The 18,787-nt window shown below is 39.2% G+C and carries 17 protein-coding genes; 3 read left to right on the top strand and 14 right to left on the bottom strand.

Going from position 1 to position 18,787, the window contains the following annotated elements:
* Window positions 1-6: 6 nt before the first annotated feature.
* The 7 genes from B0X70_RS04270 to B0X70_RS04240 all read right to left on the bottom strand — a co-directional run bounded on the left by B0X70_RS04270 (window position 7) and on the right by B0X70_RS04240 (window position 6,279).
* A complete protein-coding gene (locus B0X70_RS04270) occupies window positions 7-498 on the bottom strand; it encodes a fimbrial protein (protein WP_036808364.1) in 492 nt (163 codons plus the stop codon).
* 14 nt (window positions 499-512) lie between these two features.
* Window positions 513-1,079, bottom strand: a complete 567-nt coding sequence (locus B0X70_RS04265) for a fimbrial protein (protein ID WP_046396174.1) — start codon at window positions 1,077-1,079, stop codon at window positions 513-515.
* Window positions 1,072-1,665: a fimbrial protein gene (locus B0X70_RS04260; protein WP_217470957.1), complete on the bottom strand. Its 594-nt coding sequence runs from the start codon at window positions 1,663-1,665 to the stop codon at window positions 1,072-1,074. Before B0X70_RS04260 ends, B0X70_RS04265 begins: the two co-directional genes overlap by 8 nt.
* 24 nt (window positions 1,666-1,689) lie before the next feature.
* A complete protein-coding gene (locus tag B0X70_RS04255; protein ID WP_217470956.1) occupies window positions 1,690-2,439 on the bottom strand; it encodes a fimbria/pilus periplasmic chaperone in 750 nt (249 codons plus the stop codon).
* A gap of 93 nt (window positions 2,440-2,532) precedes the next feature.
* Window positions 2,533-5,088 carry an outer membrane usher protein gene (locus B0X70_RS04250; protein WP_217470955.1) on the bottom strand — a complete coding sequence of 852 codons (2,556 nt, stop codon included), beginning with the start codon at window positions 5,086-5,088 and terminating at the stop codon, window positions 2,533-2,535.
* A gap of 19 nt (window positions 5,089-5,107) precedes the next feature.
* Window positions 5,108-5,656, bottom strand: coding sequence for a fimbrial protein (locus B0X70_RS04245; RefSeq protein ID WP_217470954.1), 549 nt, complete (start codon window positions 5,654-5,656; stop codon window positions 5,108-5,110).
* An 83-nt stretch (window positions 5,657-5,739) separates the two neighbouring features.
* Window positions 5,740-6,279 (bottom strand): fimbrial protein, encoded by a 540-nt coding sequence (locus B0X70_RS04240; protein WP_036782747.1) that lies wholly within the window; start codon window positions 6,277-6,279, stop codon window positions 5,740-5,742.
* Between the two features lie 684 nt (window positions 6,280-6,963).
* Here B0X70_RS04240 and B0X70_RS04235 point away from each other — a divergent pair.
* Window positions 6,964-7,536, top strand: coding sequence for a tyrosine-type DNA invertase (locus tag B0X70_RS04235; protein WP_046396168.1), 573 nt, complete (start codon window positions 6,964-6,966; stop codon window positions 7,534-7,536).
* Window positions 7,537-7,934: 398 nt separating this feature from the next.
* Here B0X70_RS04235 and B0X70_RS04230 read toward each other — a convergent pair whose 3' ends face one another.
* The 7 genes from B0X70_RS04230 to B0X70_RS04200 all read right to left on the bottom strand — a co-directional run bounded on the left by B0X70_RS04230 (window position 7,935) and on the right by B0X70_RS04200 (window position 14,710).
* Window positions 7,935-8,531 (bottom strand): AidA/PixA family protein, encoded by a 597-nt coding sequence (locus B0X70_RS04230; RefSeq protein ID WP_214068999.1) that lies wholly within the window; start codon window positions 8,529-8,531, stop codon window positions 7,935-7,937.
* A gap of 32 nt (window positions 8,532-8,563) precedes the next feature.
* The gene (locus B0X70_RS04225; RefSeq protein ID WP_214069000.1) at window positions 8,564-9,142 is read right to left on the bottom strand and encodes an AidA/PixA family protein; all 579 of its coding nucleotides are present in this window, start codon (window positions 9,140-9,142) and stop codon (window positions 8,564-8,566) included.
* Window positions 9,143-9,752: 610 nt separating this feature from the next.
* Window positions 9,753-10,349 carry an AidA/PixA family protein gene (locus B0X70_RS04220; protein ID WP_214069001.1) on the bottom strand — a complete coding sequence of 199 codons (597 nt, stop codon included), beginning with the start codon at window positions 10,347-10,349 and terminating at the stop codon, window positions 9,753-9,755.
* A gap of 37 nt (window positions 10,350-10,386) precedes the next feature.
* Window positions 10,387-10,968 carry an AidA/PixA family protein gene (locus B0X70_RS04215; RefSeq protein WP_214069002.1) on the bottom strand — a complete coding sequence of 194 codons (582 nt, stop codon included), beginning with the start codon at window positions 10,966-10,968 and terminating at the stop codon, window positions 10,387-10,389.
* A 435-nt stretch (window positions 10,969-11,403) separates the two neighbouring features.
* Entirely contained in the window at window positions 11,404-12,006 is a 603-nt protein-coding gene (locus B0X70_RS04210; protein WP_217470953.1) for an AidA/PixA family protein, read from the bottom strand.
* A gap of 36 nt (window positions 12,007-12,042) precedes the next feature.
* Entirely contained in the window at window positions 12,043-12,564 is a 522-nt protein-coding gene (locus B0X70_RS04205) for an AidA/PixA family protein (protein ID WP_214069004.1), read from the bottom strand.
* Window positions 12,565-13,321: 757 nt separating this feature from the next.
* The gene (locus B0X70_RS04200) at window positions 13,322-14,710 is read right to left on the bottom strand and encodes a phosphoethanolamine transferase (RefSeq protein WP_217470952.1); all 1,389 of its coding nucleotides are present in this window, start codon (window positions 14,708-14,710) and stop codon (window positions 13,322-13,324) included.
* A gap of 864 nt (window positions 14,711-15,574) precedes the next feature.
* Here B0X70_RS04200 and B0X70_RS04195 point away from each other — a divergent pair.
* Both B0X70_RS04195 and B0X70_RS04190 read left to right on the top strand, forming a co-directional pair.
* The gene (locus B0X70_RS04195; protein WP_217470951.1) at window positions 15,575-16,189 is read left to right on the top strand and encodes a plasmid pRiA4b ORF-3 family protein; all 615 of its coding nucleotides are present in this window, start codon (window positions 15,575-15,577) and stop codon (window positions 16,187-16,189) included.
* 826 nt (window positions 16,190-17,015) lie between these two features.
* On the top strand, window positions 17,016-18,770 hold the full coding sequence (locus tag B0X70_RS04190; RefSeq protein ID WP_246593424.1) for a type VI secretion system baseplate subunit TssF: 1,755 nt from the start codon (window positions 17,016-17,018) through the stop codon (window positions 18,768-18,770).
* Window positions 18,771-18,787 lie beyond the last annotated feature (17 nt).

Here is an 18,787-nt window from a genome sequence, read left to right as displayed (position 1 = left end):
TTCCTTTCACTGGTATTCCGCCAGCAATGTCGCCGTCACTTCAAATGCCCCTTCCGGCAACGTACTTCCTGGTTTTTTCACCGGCACCGCTTGTATCACCGGCTGTTTCTGTGATGCCACCGGAATACGCTCATTAAGGGTGAACGCTTTACCATCCAACGTCAGACGAATGCCTAAATCAGTAATATTGGTTTGCAACGCGGCAGCATCAAATGAGGTTGGCGGGCCGACCACCGTCAATCCTAAACTCCAACCTGAGAGATTAGGCGCACATACCAACTGGTAATTCACGGGCTTGGTATAATTCACCCCGTCCACCTGATGGATGCCAACATTGCGACCAAAATAGACATCAATCATATTGCCGTCATTAATCACGCAAGGGGGCGCTTCAAGCAGTGTGCCGTGAAACCACATATTATCTGCCGCCTGTCCCGGCATCACACTAATTAACCCCAGGCACGCACCCCAGAAAACACGATAGATCAGAGGGTTCATTGCATGTCTCCCGTTCACTGGTATTCAACCATCATGGTTGCACCTGCGCCAAAGTCGCCGCCTTTCAATACCGCAGCCATATCTTTTACCGGCACCGCATGTAACTCAGGAAAATTAGGATAGCTAAATTTCATCCAGTCATTGATGGGCAATTTTCGTCCGTTATGAATAACGGCGATGCCTAGCCCAGAGTGATTGGTTTGTAACACCGTTCGATCAAAACTGGCAGTATTACCCGATATCATCATTTTCATCGCATTAGCCGGCATTTTTTCACATCTCACGGTGTATTTTATGGGTTGCATATAATTAACCCCATCAATCCGGGTAATCATCACGTCGCCAAAATCCACATCAATAGTATTGCCGTTATTAATCACACAAGGTGGAGGAGCGATAACCACGCCGTAAATATTGACCGGTGTTTTACCCGCAAAATTACTGACAGGTCTTGCGGCTAAATTTGTCAGTAAATCAGCCTGAGCATTTACACTCAACAAACAGCCAAACAGTAATACGCTCCATTTTTTCTGCCTGCGATGCTGCCCTTTTATTCGCAGAGAACACAGAGAATTAGTCATAATTCACCCTGAAATCCACCACCGCGCGATATTGCCCAATCCCTAGCGCTCTCGGCGTCCGCACCGGCGTCACGTAATATTCCAAGCTGTCCTGCCCGGCTGCCGCAAAACGTGGGCGTCCCCGCTCTCCCAACCGAATATCATTATTCGCGGTATCTGTTATCTGTAACCCCACCCCGCTGACACCAGTCACCCGCACCAGATGTGGATAATCGCGATCCGCCGGCGCCGCAAAACTGACCGTTACCACCGGCTGTAACTGATTCCACGTCAGATTGCCGGTCCGACTGTCATTGACTGCCCCTTTAGTTCTTAGACAGTCACGAAACTTCAATGTGAACGGTATCGGCGTCCCTTTATCACCTGGCTGGCGTAAGTCACTGTTTGGCGTGCTCCCTAAATTCACCTCCTGCCATGCAGAGGTCATGTCCAGTTGACAGGCCGCCTCAGTCAGCCCACCAAACACATGCAGTTCACCGTGCAACCCGTCTATATCTGCTGCCCGTGTCTCCCTCGCCTGACTCTCCGTCATCGGTATCAGCCAGATCGCCAGTGCCAGTACGCAACTTATCCGCTTGATGTTCATTGTCGCCCCTCCCGACTTTACCCATCACGACGAATGTTTAGTCACCTGACAATGGTTCCCCGCACAATTAAAAGTCAATTGCGGTCGGCCACCATAATCATTGACATACGTTAGTACCGGCGCACTCCCTAACGCCCCGGTACTGCCACTCAGCACCGCACTACTTTTAGGCGCTATCATCAATGGTTTAAAGCCCGCCACCGTCTCTCCCTTAAGCTGGCTTGATGCATCCACCACGGTGATGTAATACGGTGTCGGATTGTTCACCTGATATCGGTCTCCCTGACGCGTCAAAGTCATCTTCTCTTGCCACGGATTATCCAAATCGGTACGGCTGGCAAAAATGGCTTTCGGACGATAGAACAGCTTGATCCGAGTTTGTAACGCAATCTGCAAGGTATTCGGCTTCTTACTGCGCGGTGGAATTTCACGCAAATTAAAATAGAACAAGCTTTCCCGATCTTGTGGTAACTGTGCGATGGCTGGCAGTGACTGTATTTTCACCTGGCTCTTAGCGCCCGGTTCCACCCGCTGTACCGGCGGCGTCACCACTAACGGACCATTGATTTTGTTGCCCTGTTCATCTTCTATCCATCCCTGCGCCAGATACGGCAACTCTTTGTTCTGGTTGCTGATATCCATACTGGTGGATTTGTCCTCACCGTTAAACACAACGCGGGTACGATCCAGCGCAATAGCCGCCATTGACTCACTGATCACTGACAGACTTAAGATAGCTATCGTGATTACATTGATTGTATTGTTCAATTTCATACTCAATTACTCATTCTTAGAATAATCATTTCAGGTCACCGCGATACACTTCGGCGACAGCAATAAGGTTCCCTCGCTGCCAGTCAATTAAAATCATGGCTGTTTATTACCGTCGGCCAGTTGGCAAAGCAGTAATAACGAAGCCATCTCTTCAACTTTTGGTAATTGATGTGGCAGCTCAATCACACACTGCAATTCCCCATCCCAACGCACATTCAGTTTCTCTCCGGGATTTATCCCGCTCAGGTAGGTATTCCCACCATCACTGACGATACCGATCTCCCGTTGATCCTTATTCAGTACCGCTGCTCCAAACGGCGGCGCGCTACCATCCGGCAAGCGGATCAGAGCCATCGCTTTTTCACCGGATATCACCTGGAATTTACGATAACCAATCGCCCCTTCCGTCAGTGTTGCTTGTTGTACCGACCGTACTGCCTCCACATTGTCCGGCAGTTTGTTTAAATCAATACTCGCACTGTTACGGTAATAGTTGTTCACATCAGAGATCACCGCTTTACCGAACATATTGGTATGGGTAATCGCGCCAAAACCTTTCACAGGTACGCCGCCGACACCATCAGTATCCACCATCAAACGGGTGGTCCCCGGCATATTAATGCGATGCAGCGCCGCGCCTTTCGGCGTCACGGTCATGCCCCCCTGGATAGAAAGCGCTGCCGTGGTATAACGCCCATCCTGATAACTCGCACTGGTCGTCAGTTGGGCACGATCGCCGTAATGGGTTAAATAACCGTTAGCCGCAGCCTTGCCATCAATACTGGTACCAACCGCTAAACGATAGTTACTGTTTTCATTAATTCGATCGTAATAACCTACCGTGTGGGAGTTACCTTCCCGGTTGGCCATTGCGTTATAACTGATAGTTCCTGAATTACCCCACGGCAGGGATAACGTCATATACATCCCGTCGTCATTTTTACCTTCATATTTATTACGGTAAGCAGACAGATTCAGGTTAATGTTCTTATAACTGCCAATATCAAAATAGCGTGATATTGATACGTTATAGCGATCGTTATTCGAACGATTCCAGTAAGTCTGGTGGCTGTAATTCAGGTAGATACTGGCACCAATATGCGTGAACTGCTTGTTCAACATAATGGTGTAAAGTTCTTTATTGCTCTCTGCATCACCATCGTGGTAACGACGATCCAGATACTGGCTCATGCTCATAAAGTCACGTTCCGAGAAACGATAACCGGCAAAAGTCACCTGGCTGTCATACTCCTCAAAACGCTTGGAATAACTGAGACGATAAGAGCCGCCAGTCAACGTTTGATCCTCAGCCGGTAAATGGGCGCGGGATTCAGTGACATCAAAAGAGAGCGCTCCGAAGGTCATCAGATCACGACCAATCCCCAACGACAACGCATTATAATTCCCGGCTCCCAATATCCCGCCGTACAATGACCAACCGTTGTTTATTCCCCAGGAAAATTCGCCGATACCAAAGCCCGATCCTTCACTGTGATGCTTCCAGTTGGTTGGCTTCCCCGCCGCCAGTTTGTACTGCACCCGGCCCGGACGGGTTAAATAAGGAATATTCGCGGTATCGATCTGAAATTCTTGTAAACCGCCATCCTGCTCCTCTACCCGCACATCCAGTTTGCCGCTCACTGCGTCATTGATGTCCTGAATACGGAATGGTCCTGGCGCAACTTGGGTCTCATACAACACCCGTCCCTGCTGACGAATAGTCACTCTGGCATTGGTTTTCGCCACTCCTGTCACTTCCGGCGCATAGCCTCGCAGGTTCGGAGGCAACATATTGTCATCCGTCACCAGACTTACCCCGGTAAAACGGAAGCTGTCAAAGATATTTGAATTGAGGTAATCCTCGCCCAAGGTTAATTTGGCATTCCAACGTGGTATGGCCCGGTATAAGTAATAACGGCTCCAATCCCAGTTTTTCTCAGTGCTCCCTCCCCGCCCCGTGGTGTGGTTATACTGTGATTGCCAGTCTGCCCGCAGACGCCATGCGCCCAAATTTATCCCGGTCGTACCATTGGCACTGACATTCTGATTTTCATTTCCCTTCGCTGGCTTAGAGACCTGAGCATTGACGTTATAATCAAACATCATCCCAAAAATCCCTTCATCCCAACGTGACGGCGGGTCCCAGTCGGGCGAGCTATATTCGAGATAAGCTTGAGGCACACTCAGGTATAACGTGTCACTGCTCAAATCACCGCGCACCGTCATGCCCGGCAGCGTTTTAGTCTCCAGACATTGATTATTGTTCCACCAGGTAATCTTTGATTCCCATTCCGCCCGCAATCCCAACTGCTTCGCCAATTCAGGCGGCAAACACGCCACGCTTCCTTGGGGATCATCCGGCGGCGCCACAAAAGTGACCGGCATTTCCGGCAATTCGCTTTTATTCAGCCTTATCGCCATCTGATAATCCCCCGGCATGATATAACCCGCCCGGGAAAACTCTTTTAAATTAATCCGAGAACGATCCTGAACATCCAACACGTCCGTATTAAATTCAATTTCCTCTTCCGCATACACAGCATGAGTACCGATTAAAGCAAGCAATACCGAAATAATAAGAGGTTTCAGGACACATCGAACCGAGACCACTTTGTCATATTCAGTGGTCGAACCCAAAAATAAAGCCATAACATTCCCAGATCGATGATTAGTAATAATCCAGCCTGAACCGAACAGTGGTTCGATACTGCCCCGCTTGCAATAACTGGTGATTACCCACCAATCGCATCGCGTAATTAAGCGTCATCCGCCCTGCCTGTAAGTCCCCCACCGGTAGTGGAGCGCCCGGATACGCCTGATTGCCGTACATGTCGGTAATTTGTAACGCCACTCCTTGAGCCATACCCGATAAGCGGAAATTATTCCCATCCGGTACGCCGTCAAACGTCACCTGAAAGTGGCGCCAATCGGGTTTACCCAAGGCGGCGGAAGTCAGTACGCAGTTAATCAAACGGATGGAAAAGGGGCGCACTAGTCCCTGTCCATCATGTATCATCCGGCTTACCGGGATCGTGGCTAACTCAATCGTCTGGTCACGGCTACCTGCGTCAATCGCACAGGCCGTATCAATGATGGCGCCTTGCATGCTAACGCGACCATATCCTTGTGTTCCTCGTGGAGCTGACGTTTCAGCTTCAATAACACAGGAAAACATTAACAGGCAGGGCACTACAACAACGGCAGCATATCGACTCATAACGTCTCTCCAGCTAAACTTATTCAAAACTTTTAATTAGGAAACGCCCGCCTCCCTGTCAGCGTTTCCATGCATGAAAAGACTTATTGATAAGTCAGCTGGAAGTTGGCAATGCCGGTGAAATTACCCGGAACAACGGCATCAGGTGAAGTATCCCCCTGAAGATAGGCGGCAAAATGCAGATCATTATTACCATCATGCAGAGCTACAGCCGGTGAGGGAGTCCCTAGTTTGATTTTGTTACCGCCCGCATCAGTGATCGCAATACCCGCACCTTTAGCAACGCCTTCGATACCTAGCAAACCATCACCGCCGGTGATGCTAGATTTAGCGCCGACAAACGTCGTAGTGACTGTACTTATCGTTTCAGTCGTACAGTTATCTAAAGAAATTTTGAATGGCGTGGAAGAAGAACGGCCGCCGTTTTGCAAAGATGCGCTAGAAATAGAACCCATTGGAACTACCTGATCAACCGTTTCCGGGGTGATAGAACAAGGTGCATCAGTAATAGACCCGGTAAAAGTCACCGTTCCGTGACCTTGGCTAGGATTCGCTGCATTTACAGAACCCGCAGCCAAAGCTACGCCTAACCCCAGGGCCATAACCAATTTATTCAATATCATGTGAATTAATTCCTTGAATTTAAGGATAAAATACCCAATACCATAAAAAAATAACCGTGCAGGACTCCAGCTCCATGCACCCAATATTCAGTGCAAAAATAGTTTAAAAATCTCGGATTAATATTTTTTAAACCAAACAAAATGCACCAAACTGTTTTTTTCAGTCAAAAACACTAAGAGTACATAATATTTCGGAGTTAACACTCGAAAAAATATATTAATTCGAACTTATAATCTAATTAATCGATTAATATTTGATTGAATTCAGATGAACCTACTAATTTTTTACAATAAATTAATGGCAGAGTGTAAAAAATAGTAAAAAACAATGAAAAAAAACCAACTATTATAAATAGTTAAACATTGGCAATTTGGCATTACACAAAATTTGACTTAATCAGTCGTTTTATAGGAACATATTTACAGTTTGGTGCATTCTGTTTAGTTTCTTTTTATTGTTAAATAATTTCCACATATATAATTACAAAGCTTACAAGCTGATATTTTCTATTAAAAAATGGCTATCTATAACTATCTAAAAACGATAATTATAGATTTTGGTCAAAATAATTAGAGTTACCAGCTAATAATTTTATAAAGGTTCTATTCATTGATATATTCCGGTAGATTAATATTATTTTTCTACCTATAACTATCCGCCCCAATTGCACAGGAATTATTTTCATGAAGAAACGTAAGTTTTTAACCAGATATGAAATTAATGCGATTCTAGAAAAAGCACGTCAGGGACGTCACGCCGAGCGAGATTATTGCATGTTATTAATGTGCTTTATTCATGGTTTTAGAGTGAGCGAACTATGTAATCTAACGTTATCCGATCTTGATCTTAGCTCGGAAATTATTCATGTCAGGCGATTAAAAGGGGGATTATCAACCACACATCCGCTAATACCCGAAGAAATTAAAGCGCTAAATCAATGGCTTAATATTAGAAAGAGTTGGCGAGAATCTGATACGGAATGGGTGTTTTTATCACAAAAATCAGGAGCTATTTCACGCCAGCAAGTTTATGGCTTATTAAAACGTTATGGCAAGCAAGCATTAGTTAATATTTCACCTCATCCACACATGTTAAGACATGCTTGTGGTTATGCTCTCGCTGATTTAGGAAGAGATACACGCCTTATTCAAGATTATCTCGGTCATCGAAATATATCCCATACCGTTATTTACACCGCAAGCAATGTAAAACGATTCTTCAAGATATGGGAGGCTCCTGCAAAAGGACTCGATTAATTTCAATATCTCTTTTTATGTAAGACATGTAGCATGAGAAACTATTTCTCTTTGAAACAAAAAAATCATCTAATCATCCAATGGTAAAAGTCCTCGTCCATCTCTTGATGAGGATTTTTTATACAACAAACCCATTATCCACATCATAAGACACCACCTACTATTTCTTATAATTACTTTTGAAATAATTTTTTTTAGAAATTAATGGATAAAACAATTAAATAAAAACATCCATTTAAGGATAATTTTAATAATAATTTCCATTAGTACATGAATGGATATTTTCACCGAAATGAAGAAAATGAAATCACTGGAAATTATACTCTGTTTTCCAGTGATAGCTTTCTGACTTTTAATCTTTCATGGTTAATTTATTAAATTTTTAGGTAATGTTAAATTTAATCAACTATTTGAATATTTGGAGAATGAGCAAGATAACCAACAAGATTGCCAATATTGTCTTTAACATTCCACCTTTCGAAGATAGATATATACCATGAATATTTGGCTATACCTGGAGTACGTAATTTAGATCCTTGATTGAAAATATTACGCGTTTCCAGTACGACGGGATAGTCTTGGTTAGTCCCTAACGTTGCCTCTTTACTTGGAGCCGCAACTTGAGATACAGCCGAAGTTAGGGTTGGTGACGAAACTAACGATTTGGCGCCTATCCCTGCCATATGATACAGAAATACCTGGTCATCAAATTGGGCTGATAGCGTTGAAGCTCGCCATCTAATTACATCCCCGACCTTACCTTGAATTAAAAGTGTACCTTGAGCATTATTTTTGGGCACATAGATATTATTTTGAGAGGTAATGTAATAAATGTATTTATCATCCATTACCGTTGGTTTGCCAGGGTCCTGACTAATGGAATTACCGAGATCGTTTGTGATAGCTTTTACATCAACAATGGCAAGAATATCAATCAATTGTACACCACTAATGGATTTTATATCATCCAGATCTGTATATTCAATATCATTCATAATACTGTTCCTATTCTTATATATTGGTTTACTTAATTATCCAGAACTCTAATGAAAGGATCATGACAAACATATCCAATGAGTTGCCTTTTACGATATATTTTTATATACCAGGTATATTGGCCGTACCCCTCTCTTTGGGCTGTTGATTGATGATAATATCTTGTTATTAGTCCACCATTACTTTCTCCATCTCTTTTATATACCACACTACTTATAGTATTATTATCTTTAGCCAAATAAGGAATAGAAATATCACCATAATCAAGTTGCGGTAATGTTATAAGCGTAACATCATCACCATCAATAGCTGATCCTGTCATGTGGCATAAAAGTACTGTAAATTCAAATTGCTGTGTCAAAGACATTGGCCTCCATCTAATGTCATCAGCAACATTGACGGTTATTTCCAACTCTCCCTGAGCATTATTTTTAGGAGCATAAAGATTCCCAGTACTTGTTATATAATAAAAGTAATCGTTAGATACCACTTTCGCAGTCTCTAATGTTTGTGATTTACTTAAATCATAATGACTAACGATAGCTTCTGCATCTACACAAATAAGAATATCTACAGTTTGATATTTCGAAACCGCTACAACGTCGCTCATATCTATTCTCCTTCACAATAAAGTGTTAGATTATTTAACAATCACCTATTATATTAATAATTCAGTTCAAGAAAACTACTGATATAAATCATAGTTTTTAAAAATAAATTATCTATATATTTACAAAAATCATTTAATATATAAACAAATTTCCTGTTAATATTGAAAGGAATAATTATTACTTTTAGTATTAAATCACCACTTGTAAACATAAATAATTCAACATTCTCTCTTGCGTTAAAGTTATACTTTCCTGATATTTAACTATGAAATTATTTTTTTCATAGCTAACAATAAAAACACTTAGTGAAAAATAAAATATCGAATAATTAATTTAACTCTTAACACTTAGTTTAATAATAAAATGAGAATAAATTTGGTATACTTAGTCATTAATATGGCAGTGAAAATTTTAATTTTTATATTAAATATCATGCTGCCCATCCTTGACGTAATAAGTATATCAATTCGGCAAGCCAGAATATTAGGTTACAATTAATCATCGTAAATAAAGTAAAATCACTGGAAATTATACTCTGTTTTCCAGTGATAACTTACCAACTTTTAATATTTCATGGTTGATTTATTAAATTCTTAGGCAATGTTAAATTTAGTCAACCACTTGAACATTTAGAGAATGAGCAAGATAGCCAACAAGATTACCAATATTGTCTTTAACATTCCATCTTTCGAAAATAGATATATACCATGAATATTTAGCTATACCTGGAGTACGTAATTTAGATCCTTGATTGAAAATATTACGCGTTTCCAGTACTACAGGATAGTCTTGATTAGTCCCTAATGTTGCCTCTTTGCTTGGAGCCGCGACTTGAGATATCGCTGATGTCAGAGTTGGTGGCGAAATTATCGATTTGGCGTCTACCCCTGCCATATGATATAGAAAGACCTGATCATCAAATTGAGCTGATAAAGTGGAAGCTCGCCATCTAACGACATCCCCCACCTTACCTTGAATTAGAAGTGTAGCTTGAGCATTATTTTTGGGCACATAGATATTATTTTGAGAGGTAATGTAATAAATGTATTTATCATCCATTATCGTTGGTGCGCCAGGCTCCTTACTAATAGAATCACCGAGATCGTTTTTGATAGCTTTTACATCGACAACGGCAAGAATATCAGTCAATTGTACACCAATAATGGATTTCATATCATCCAGCTCTGTATATTCAACATTATTCATAATACTATTCCTATTTTTATATTGGTTTTATAAGTATTTAATCATCTAAAACTGTAATGAAAGGATCATGACCAATATATCCAATCAGTTGTTTTTTACGATATATTTTCATATACCAGACATACGAACCGCGTCCCGCCCTCTGAGCTGTTGATTGATGATAATATCTTGTTATTAATCCGCCATTATCTTCTCCATCTCTTTTATATACCACATTATTGACATTATTATTATCAGTTTTAGCTAAATAAGGAATAGAAATATCACCATAATCAAGTTGCGGTAATGTTATAAGCGAAACATCACCACCGTCATCAGCTTGTAATCTCATATAGCATAAAAGTACTGTATATTCAAATTGCTGTGTCAAAGACATCGGCCTCCATCTAATGTCATCAGCAACATTAACCACTACCTCCAGCTCTCCTTTAGCATTATTTTTAGGAGTATAAAGATTTCCATTGCTTGTTACATAATAAAAATATTTGTTATGTATTGATTTCGCCGTCCCTAGTGTTTTTGATTTACTTAAATCATAATTACGAAGGATAGCTTCTACATCCACACAAATAAGAATATCTACAGTTTGATATTTAGAAACCGTTATAACGTCGCTCATATCTATTCTCCTTTCACAATAAAGTGTTAGATTGTTTAACAATCATCTATTATATTAATAATTAAGTTCAAAAAAACCACTGATATAAATCATAGTTTTAAAAAATAAATTACCTATATATTTGCAATAATTGTTTAATATATAAATAAGTTTCATATTAATATTGAAACAAAAAATTATTATTTTCAGTATTAAATTACTATTTGCAAACATGAGTAATTTAACATTCTCTCTTATGTTAAAATTATACTTTTATGATATTTAACTGTAAAATTAAATGAAAATAAATTTGATATATTTAGTCAGTAATATAGCAATGAAACTCTTAATTTTTATATTAAATGTAATTCTGCCTATCCTTGGCGTAACTCGTATATTAATTCGGCAAACTAAAATACTTAGTTACATTAATTATGTTGAATAATTAGATTACAACTAATCCTCAGAAACAACGATACTAGTTAATGGAGTATGATAGCAATAACCAACAAGTTTATTTAAATTATCATAAATAGATATATACCATGCATATTGAACTATACCTGGCTTACGCAGCGTAGATTTTTGATAGTAAATATGTCTTTTTTCATGGATAAAATCGGCTAAAGGAACTTGTAGCAATTCAATGCTATTTTCTTCCTGAGGCGTTAGCGCTTTTTTAAGCTTGGGGACAACAACATTAGTTAATGTATATACAGTCATTGGTTGAGAAATGCAATCATTCGCGTCTTTTTTTTCCACACTATATAAAAACACCTTATGGTTAAATTGAGCAGATATGCTAGAAGATTGCCATCTAACTATATCACCTACCTTACCTGTAACTTTAAGTGAATTTGTAGAATTTTTCTCAGGAGAATACTCTTGACTTTCAGTGGTAATATAATAGAAGAAGCTATCATCAATTTTAGTCGGCTTTTTATAATCTTGGCTCAGACTTAGTTTATTTTTATTCAGTTTATTTAAAATAGATTGCACATCAATACAGATTAAAATATCTATGTTATTAGTAAATTCAGCATTATCATCAGTATTCATAATGTTAGCCCTATTACCTTATATTAATTTTGTAGTTTATAAAACTTGAACAAAAGAGCTATGAGAAATATACCCAATTAGCTCAAGGTTATAGTGTATGCTTATTATAAAAGTCAATTTTTCTTTACCTGATTTCTTACCTTTTGATTCCATATAGGATTGCGTTATAGATTCTATGCCATATTTAAATGGTGTACCGGGTAATTGATTATTGTTCTGTTCTGGGTAAGTGACCTTTGTTACTTCCTGAGTATATTTTAGCGGTGCTATAGCTTTATAGCTATTTTCTTTAGTTTTTTTGTATAAGTTTACCGAATGTATCAATTGTTGCGTTAAAGATATGACTCTCCACCGGATAGTATCGTCGACACCTATTTTTACTATCAATCCACCCGTAGCATTATCTTTAGGTGTATAAGCGTTTTCATTATTAGTAATGTAATGAAAATATTTATTACCTACCACTGTAGGATTGTCAGGATTTGTTCCCAGTTTAGCGTAATCATTAATAATACCATCAACATCCACACAAATAAGAACACTTACAGTTTGATTCATTTTTGCACCCCTTCATTGGATTAACCCTCATTGGATTAAGTTGAACTAAGAGTCCTCTATCATCCTAATAATTAACTACTAAACCTGAAATAACTACTGGTATAAATCACAGTTTAGATAAAAAAATTACTTATATATTTATCAGAAATCTTTTTAGACACAGCCAAATCCTACCAATAATTTATTATTTAAAAAAAGAATTTATATCAAATTAATATCATAACGATATTAGTTCATAAACAGATTAGTATTCTTCTAAGATATAATTGTTTATGTTATTTAATTTAATCTAAAAGATATTAATCTTATCGGTATTTTTTATATTAACAAATTCCACATTAGTACCGGCCTGATGTTTTATTTATTTGCAACAGTAAATCATCATTTATTTTATCGGTTCGAAAGTTTAACGCTATAATATATTACAGGATTCATCATCAATGCTCTGAATTATTTTCATGGCATTAAATAAATATTCATTTATGATGTGGCTCTCCATATAAACTTGATGTTGATACTCATTCTATAGCGGAAATTTGTGAACTTTTAAAAAAATTTCAGCGTTTAATTTATTCCCTCTGGTATTAAAGATATGCTTTCCTATATCTAGTTATGAAGTGTATCTTTTTAGCTAAAATGTGAGCGATTGTAAAAGGGATTTCTTCTTTGAAGAAATCCCTTATATCATTCAATTTTACTCAACGATTAATTCATCAATAAAACAATCATCACTATAATGATTACTTAAAATAAATTATCAATTGATATTCTTCGACAAGAATTGTGTATCGGGGAAATCGTCATTTAATTCATCATAATCTTTAACTTCATTGTTAAAAGTAATAATCTTATCTTGCCCACTGCATTGACTATTAGACATCATATTACAATCATCGGGAATATTCTTTTCTCTTATTCCAAGCCACTCAGAAAATAGCGTCAGAAAATGCAATCCACTTCTTTGTGCCGTTATCTCTTCACGATAAGAATAATCACTGCCGGTAATAAAAAACGGCACCTGAAAACTCTGTTTATTTTCATCATCATGTGTCAGGTTTTCTTGATCGGTTCCTTTATCAACATAAGAAAGCCCATGATCTGAAAAATAAAGCATTGTCCATCTTAAATGATGATGATTAGCCTCAGCCGCAATTTCAGAAAGCAATTTATCTGTATTAGATATACTTTTGACATAACAAGAAATTTCTTCCGATTGTAAAAACAGATCATATTTTCCATTCGTTCTGACGCACGCCTGTGGGTGAGATCCCATCAGGTGAATAACAATCAGTTTCTTCTTCTTTTCTGGTATCAATGCTTCTTTAATATAAGGTATCAATTTATCATCAGGCAAATAACGCCGGTCATCAGAACTGCCGCTTTTCAGGAAATGGACACTATCCGCCTGTTGTCCAATCAACGCCACCGGAGAATCAAAAGCACTCTTCATCCCCTGATTAGATATCCAATAAGTATAAAACCCGGCTTTTTTCGCCAACGTTATGACACTATCATTCAAATTGATCGCATTCTCGCCTTTCAAAGCCAGTGAGTTAGTCAAAGATAACTGAGTCGATGCCGCTGATGAGATGTAATTTGTAAATATCTTGCCATTCGCCTTGTCCAGCCACGGCGTATTGTTATAAGGGAAGCCATACGCATTCATAAAATCCTTTCGGACACTTTCACCAATGACCATGATATAGGTTTCATATTTATCCTCTTTTACCACCGGCTGCCAAGAGTCTTTCTGTTTTATTATTTCAGCGAACCTGATCCTTTCTGAATTAACCTCTTTATAGCTCTCAACGACATCACTAAGAAATCTAATTTCGGGTAATCCTGATGCCAATAGATTAAAGTTAGGATCGAAATCAGATTTTATATACCCTTTTACCGGTGACCAAAAAGCTGATAATACAAAAAACAGTGACAGAAATATTATACTTTTTCTCTTTAGCGTTACCCTTACCTTTAAAGATAAAATCATTAATATAATAGTAGCCGCCACCACTAAATAGGTAAAAAGAGGCAACCCACTGATAAACTCGACAGCTTCATTTTTATTAGTATAAATTAAAGACCCTACTGAATTGATATCAGGACAGCCATAATTCAACCCTACGGGAGAATAGATTACACTCATTAATCCAATCATGCATACAAAAATATAATATATATATTTATTCAAACTTGACAATAATATCAGTATTGAAAAAGCGCTAAATACATATATAAACTTTAGCTGATATCCAAGGCTTAAATGGGCCAATGAAATAAAACCAAATAAACATATCAAAGTGAAATTTTCTTTGATTTTTTTACTCAATAGCATACTCACTCATTTCCTTTAAATCTATACAATAAAACACCAAAAATTCATCACCTTTTCTTATTGGTAGGAGTAACTTTACAATAAGAAAACCTGTGGTTAATCAACTACCATCATGATACAGCTTCAAGCAGCGCCATTCAGATTGCTACACTGAACCATTAAACTAACCGCGTAAAAAAACACCTTACTCATTTATCTGTAACTTTAGTTAAGGATTCCCTGAGCCAGGACAGTTATTAATCTTCAATATTTGATTAACAACATGTAAATAATATGCGTTTTTTTTGTTAATAGCAAAAACTCTGACTATATCGATCCTGATCGCAATTTTAAACTATACTTAATAAGTAACCTGTGCACGAAGGCATATATCCGACTGCAATGGTAACTAACTGAAAAATAGTGGAAATATCTATCTTAAACACTGTACATCTTAAAGAAACATTATCCTCGTAATCGATACTCAGTAAAGAGAAAGCTAGTCAGGTCAAGTTATTGGTTATTAAAAGCTATTATGAACATTAGCTGCTGCAATTGATGACATGCCCTAAGCTTTTCATACAACAGCCAAACATGTTGGTATTCCAGTAAATCCAGCCAAGAAAACTCAATAAAATATTGACAATAGATAGCACACACAGAAAGAATCATCTCAAAACCATTAGGAGATTAGCGATGAATGAAAAATTCTATCAATTAAAAATAACACTTATAGACTCAAAACCTGCTATTTGGCGGCAATTTGTCGTTCCAGCCTCTATTTCATTTGACAGGCTGCATGACGTGATACAAATCGTGATGGGATGGCAGGATAGTCATCTACATGAATTCCGTATTGGCAAACTGCGGCTAACAGAAACGCCAGAAAGCTCATCTGATGGCAAGGAAGAAGATTTATACCGTCTGTCTGATCTGATTAAACAAAAAGGGCGATCTTTTACCTATCTCTACGATTTTGGCGATGAATGGGAACATGAAATTACCTTAGAAAACAGTCATTATCCTGCCAATAACCTCCCACTTCCTTTTTATTGTCTGGATGGCGCTCGCGCCTGTCCCTTGGAAGATACCGGCGGGATTGACGGTTATGAAAATTTAATCTCAATACTGAATGATCCTGACCATGAGGAATATGTAAATACACAGCAATGGGTAAGTAAATTACTTGATCTGGATGAAGATGAAGATTTCGACTTCGAACAATTTCCCATTAACAATATTAATGCCTTTCTAGCGCTCTATTATCGCTGGTCACGAGATCGTTACCATCTCTTGTGGGATTGGGAATGAATTTAACAATAGGACAAATCTATCATCATTGGGAAAAGTTTCAAATGAGTTACTATGATGAACATGGGTACTTGCTTTGAATTAATTTTTCCCATGAAATTAGATGATACTTAACTCAGTATCGAGTGCAGTTTCTGCGGTGTTTTCAGATTAGCCCTATCAAGCTGCACTGGTATTTAATATCATTATCATCACTTATTTGATATTAAACATAGCAACTATCACGTCAGGCATTACTATTACGGCCATTCCTATCAATCAATAGGAAATATAAACCGCATGCAAAGACGAAGTATGCATATAAGATTCTCGCCTTTCTCACCACTCCTTTCCGGCCTCATTAACAAAGTTATTAAAACAACGACTAAATAGATAATGCCATTAATCATCGTAAGAGATTGTAATAAAAATATTTTTTTAATTAGCGAATTCGAGATGGGCTAATATCTCTTTGACTCCATATCGAATTTGTAACACTTTCTTACAAATTTATATTTTTGTAAATTTGAAAAAAATTCTTGCTATCTGATGAATATTTAATTATTACTTAAGTGCCATTATATGGTCTATATTTAAAAATTACCCCCTGTTCCCCTTATCCTTGGGGACTAACTGATTGGGATTGATCTCTCTCTCCCTCTCATTCAACTCGCCATTATTCACGCTATAAGCACTGCTTTTATCTGTGATGATGGGATTTTTACTAGGTTATTTCTCTAACAAAAAATTGATTATTTCAACTCTGGGAAAAATATGCCCCTTGTGAGGCTACAGCAATCGCCTCACAAACATCTTTCCAGATAAAAACCTTATAGGACAGTGTATTATGAATAAAAAAGAGTCTCTATTCCTACAAGAATTGCAATATATACGGCAATTGGCGCAGGAAGTCGCAAAAGAAAATCCGCATCTGGCAGATTTTTTATCCGAAGGCGCCGGTGATCCAGATATTGAGCGAGTGATGCAGGGCTTTGCGCTGTCAGCCGCCCGTATTCGCGAAAAGATTGAGGATGAATTTCCCGAACTCACCTTAGGGATGATGGCACATATTTGGCCATATGCCATGTGCCCGGTCCTGCCCACCAGCATCGTTCAATTTTCACCCGTTGGGAAACATCATCTGGCCGCGCTAACGCTACCCGAAGGGACGTTGGTTTCTGCCGGGGAAGGCGAAGAGGAAATCCGTTTTGAAACCTGCTGCCCTCTGCATATCGAACCACTGACGGTGATTGACCGGCAACTGAACGCAACCCCAGAGTACAGTGAAATAACGCTAACACTGCAATGTTCGGAGAATACCTCAGAGTGGCTCAGCCAACCGCTGCATTTCTTTCTGGGCAGCGATCGTCTGCAAGCCGCTGAATTAGCCTTATGGCTTGACTTTCATCTGTGTGATGTCTTTTTGCGAACACAGGACGAAACCATCAGGCTTGATAGCAGTTACCCTGTGCCGGCATTGTGGGGAACCGCGCGGCAAGTCGCTATCCTTCCCGCGCAGAAAACCACGCCATACTCTATATTGCAACTGATGACAGAGTACTATTATCTGCCCCATGTGCATGATTTTGTGACGATTGATATCAAGAAAGGTCGTCGATTGGTGGAGTTGAACGCAGACCGGACATTCGAGCTGATTTTTCGGTTTGATGGTCATCTGATGTTAAACGATATTTCCCAAACCTTTCTGTTGGATTGTGTGCCGGTAAGACATCTGGAGCCGATGAGTGCGAAGATCTCGGTAAACAGTGAAGCCAACCATTATCAAATCCCATTGGATTCGACTAAGCGACTGTTCAAGCTGAACCACATTTACACATCAACTGAACCGGAGCAGGAGCGCGGGCAACCCTACCGCTATCTGCCTATCAAAGAGTTTATTCCAACCGCTCATTTTCTGCCGGACGCCGAGTTTCTTTACTATTATCAGCTTAGGACGGAATGCGATATGTCGCAGCGAACCCTGCAACATCTTCACTTCTTTGATTGCAATGGCAAACCAGCGGATAACCTGCCGCCACACTCCATTCTTTGTCAATTTACCGGTTATCGGACACAGGCCGCTAACCTAGGTATCGGTGCTATCAATCAACTGGGAGAAAATGCCTCGGGGCTGAAAGTCAGCAATATCACTCCGGTTTCTGCCTGCCACCCACCAATAACGGAGGATAAGGAAGATAGATCGAACTGGACAATCATCTCTTTCCTTTCCATGTCCCCCTGGATGGCGTTTCACACTGACTCGTTAAAAAATCTTATTAATATGTTCGATTTCTCCTACGACCAGTCATTAAGCAAACGTATCCAGGAACATATCGACGGTATCGTTCGGCTGGACAACATTCCAATAGATCGTCTGGACAAAGGGATTCCAGTGCGGGGCCATCAACTCGTCCTGACATTGAACCCGGATTGTTACGCCAATCAAGGGGAGATGCATCAGTTCAGTCTGGTGGTGTCACGCCTGATGACGCTTTTCATCAGCATGAGAGCTTTTGTGATGATGAAGGTTATTGACGGTCAGACGGGAGAAATCCTGTGGGATTTTCACCACATGATGTTCGGGCTGCGTACCTACCTGTAATTTAATTGTAAGGAAAT

Source organism: Photorhabdus akhurstii, from assembly GCF_019090985.1.
GTDB classification, from domain to species: domain Bacteria; phylum Pseudomonadota; class Gammaproteobacteria; order Enterobacterales; family Enterobacteriaceae; genus Photorhabdus; species Photorhabdus akhurstii.
Note: the sequence above shows the minus strand (reverse complement) of the source record. Positions and strands in the feature narration are given on the sequence as shown.

Coding starts and splice junctions, on each gene's coding strand:
- B0X70_RS04190 (WP_246593424.1), top strand. CDS start 17,016: ATGAATAAAAAAGAGTCTCTATTCCTACAAGAATTGCAATATATACGG.
- B0X70_RS04255 (WP_217470956.1), bottom strand. CDS start 2,439: ATGAAATTGAACAATACAATCAATGTAATCACGATAGCTATCTTAAGT.
- B0X70_RS04220 (WP_214069001.1), bottom strand. CDS start 10,349: ATGAATAATGTTGAATATACAGAGCTGGATGATATGAAATCCATTATT.
- B0X70_RS04270 (WP_036808364.1), bottom strand. CDS start 498: ATGAACCCTCTGATCTATCGTGTTTTCTGGGGTGCGTGCCTGGGGTTA.
- B0X70_RS04200 (WP_217470952.1), bottom strand. CDS start 14,710: ATGAGTGTAATCTATTCTCCCGTAGGGTTGAATTATGGCTGTCCTGAT.
- B0X70_RS04245 (WP_217470954.1), bottom strand. CDS start 5,656: ATGAGTCGATATGCTGCCGTTGTTGTAGTGCCCTGCCTGTTAATGTTT.
- B0X70_RS04205 (WP_214069004.1), bottom strand. CDS start 12,564: ATGAATCAAACTGTAAGTGTTCTTATTTGTGTGGATGTTGATGGTATT.
- B0X70_RS04235 (WP_046396168.1), top strand. CDS start 6,964: ATGAAGAAACGTAAGTTTTTAACCAGATATGAAATTAATGCGATTCTA.
- B0X70_RS04240 (WP_036782747.1), bottom strand. CDS start 6,279: ATGATATTGAATAAATTGGTTATGGCCCTGGGGTTAGGCGTAGCTTTG.
- B0X70_RS04195 (WP_217470951.1), top strand. CDS start 15,575: ATGAATGAAAAATTCTATCAATTAAAAATAACACTTATAGACTCAAAA.
- B0X70_RS04260 (WP_217470957.1), bottom strand. CDS start 1,665: ATGAACATCAAGCGGATAAGTTGCGTACTGGCACTGGCGATCTGGCTG.
- B0X70_RS04225 (WP_214069000.1), bottom strand. CDS start 9,142: ATGAGCGACGTTGTAGCGGTTTCGAAATATCAAACTGTAGATATTCTT.
- B0X70_RS04265 (WP_046396174.1), bottom strand. CDS start 1,079: ATGACTAATTCTCTGTGTTCTCTGCGAATAAAAGGGCAGCATCGCAGG.
- B0X70_RS04215 (WP_214069002.1), bottom strand. CDS start 10,968: ATGAGCGACGTTATAACGGTTTCTAAATATCAAACTGTAGATATTCTT.
- B0X70_RS04210 (WP_217470953.1), bottom strand. CDS start 12,006: ATGAATACTGATGATAATGCTGAATTTACTAATAACATAGATATTTTA.
- B0X70_RS04250 (WP_217470955.1), bottom strand. CDS start 5,088: ATGGCTTTATTTTTGGGTTCGACCACTGAATATGACAAAGTGGTCTCG.
- B0X70_RS04230 (WP_214068999.1), bottom strand. CDS start 8,531: ATGAATGATATTGAATATACAGATCTGGATGATATAAAATCCATTAGT.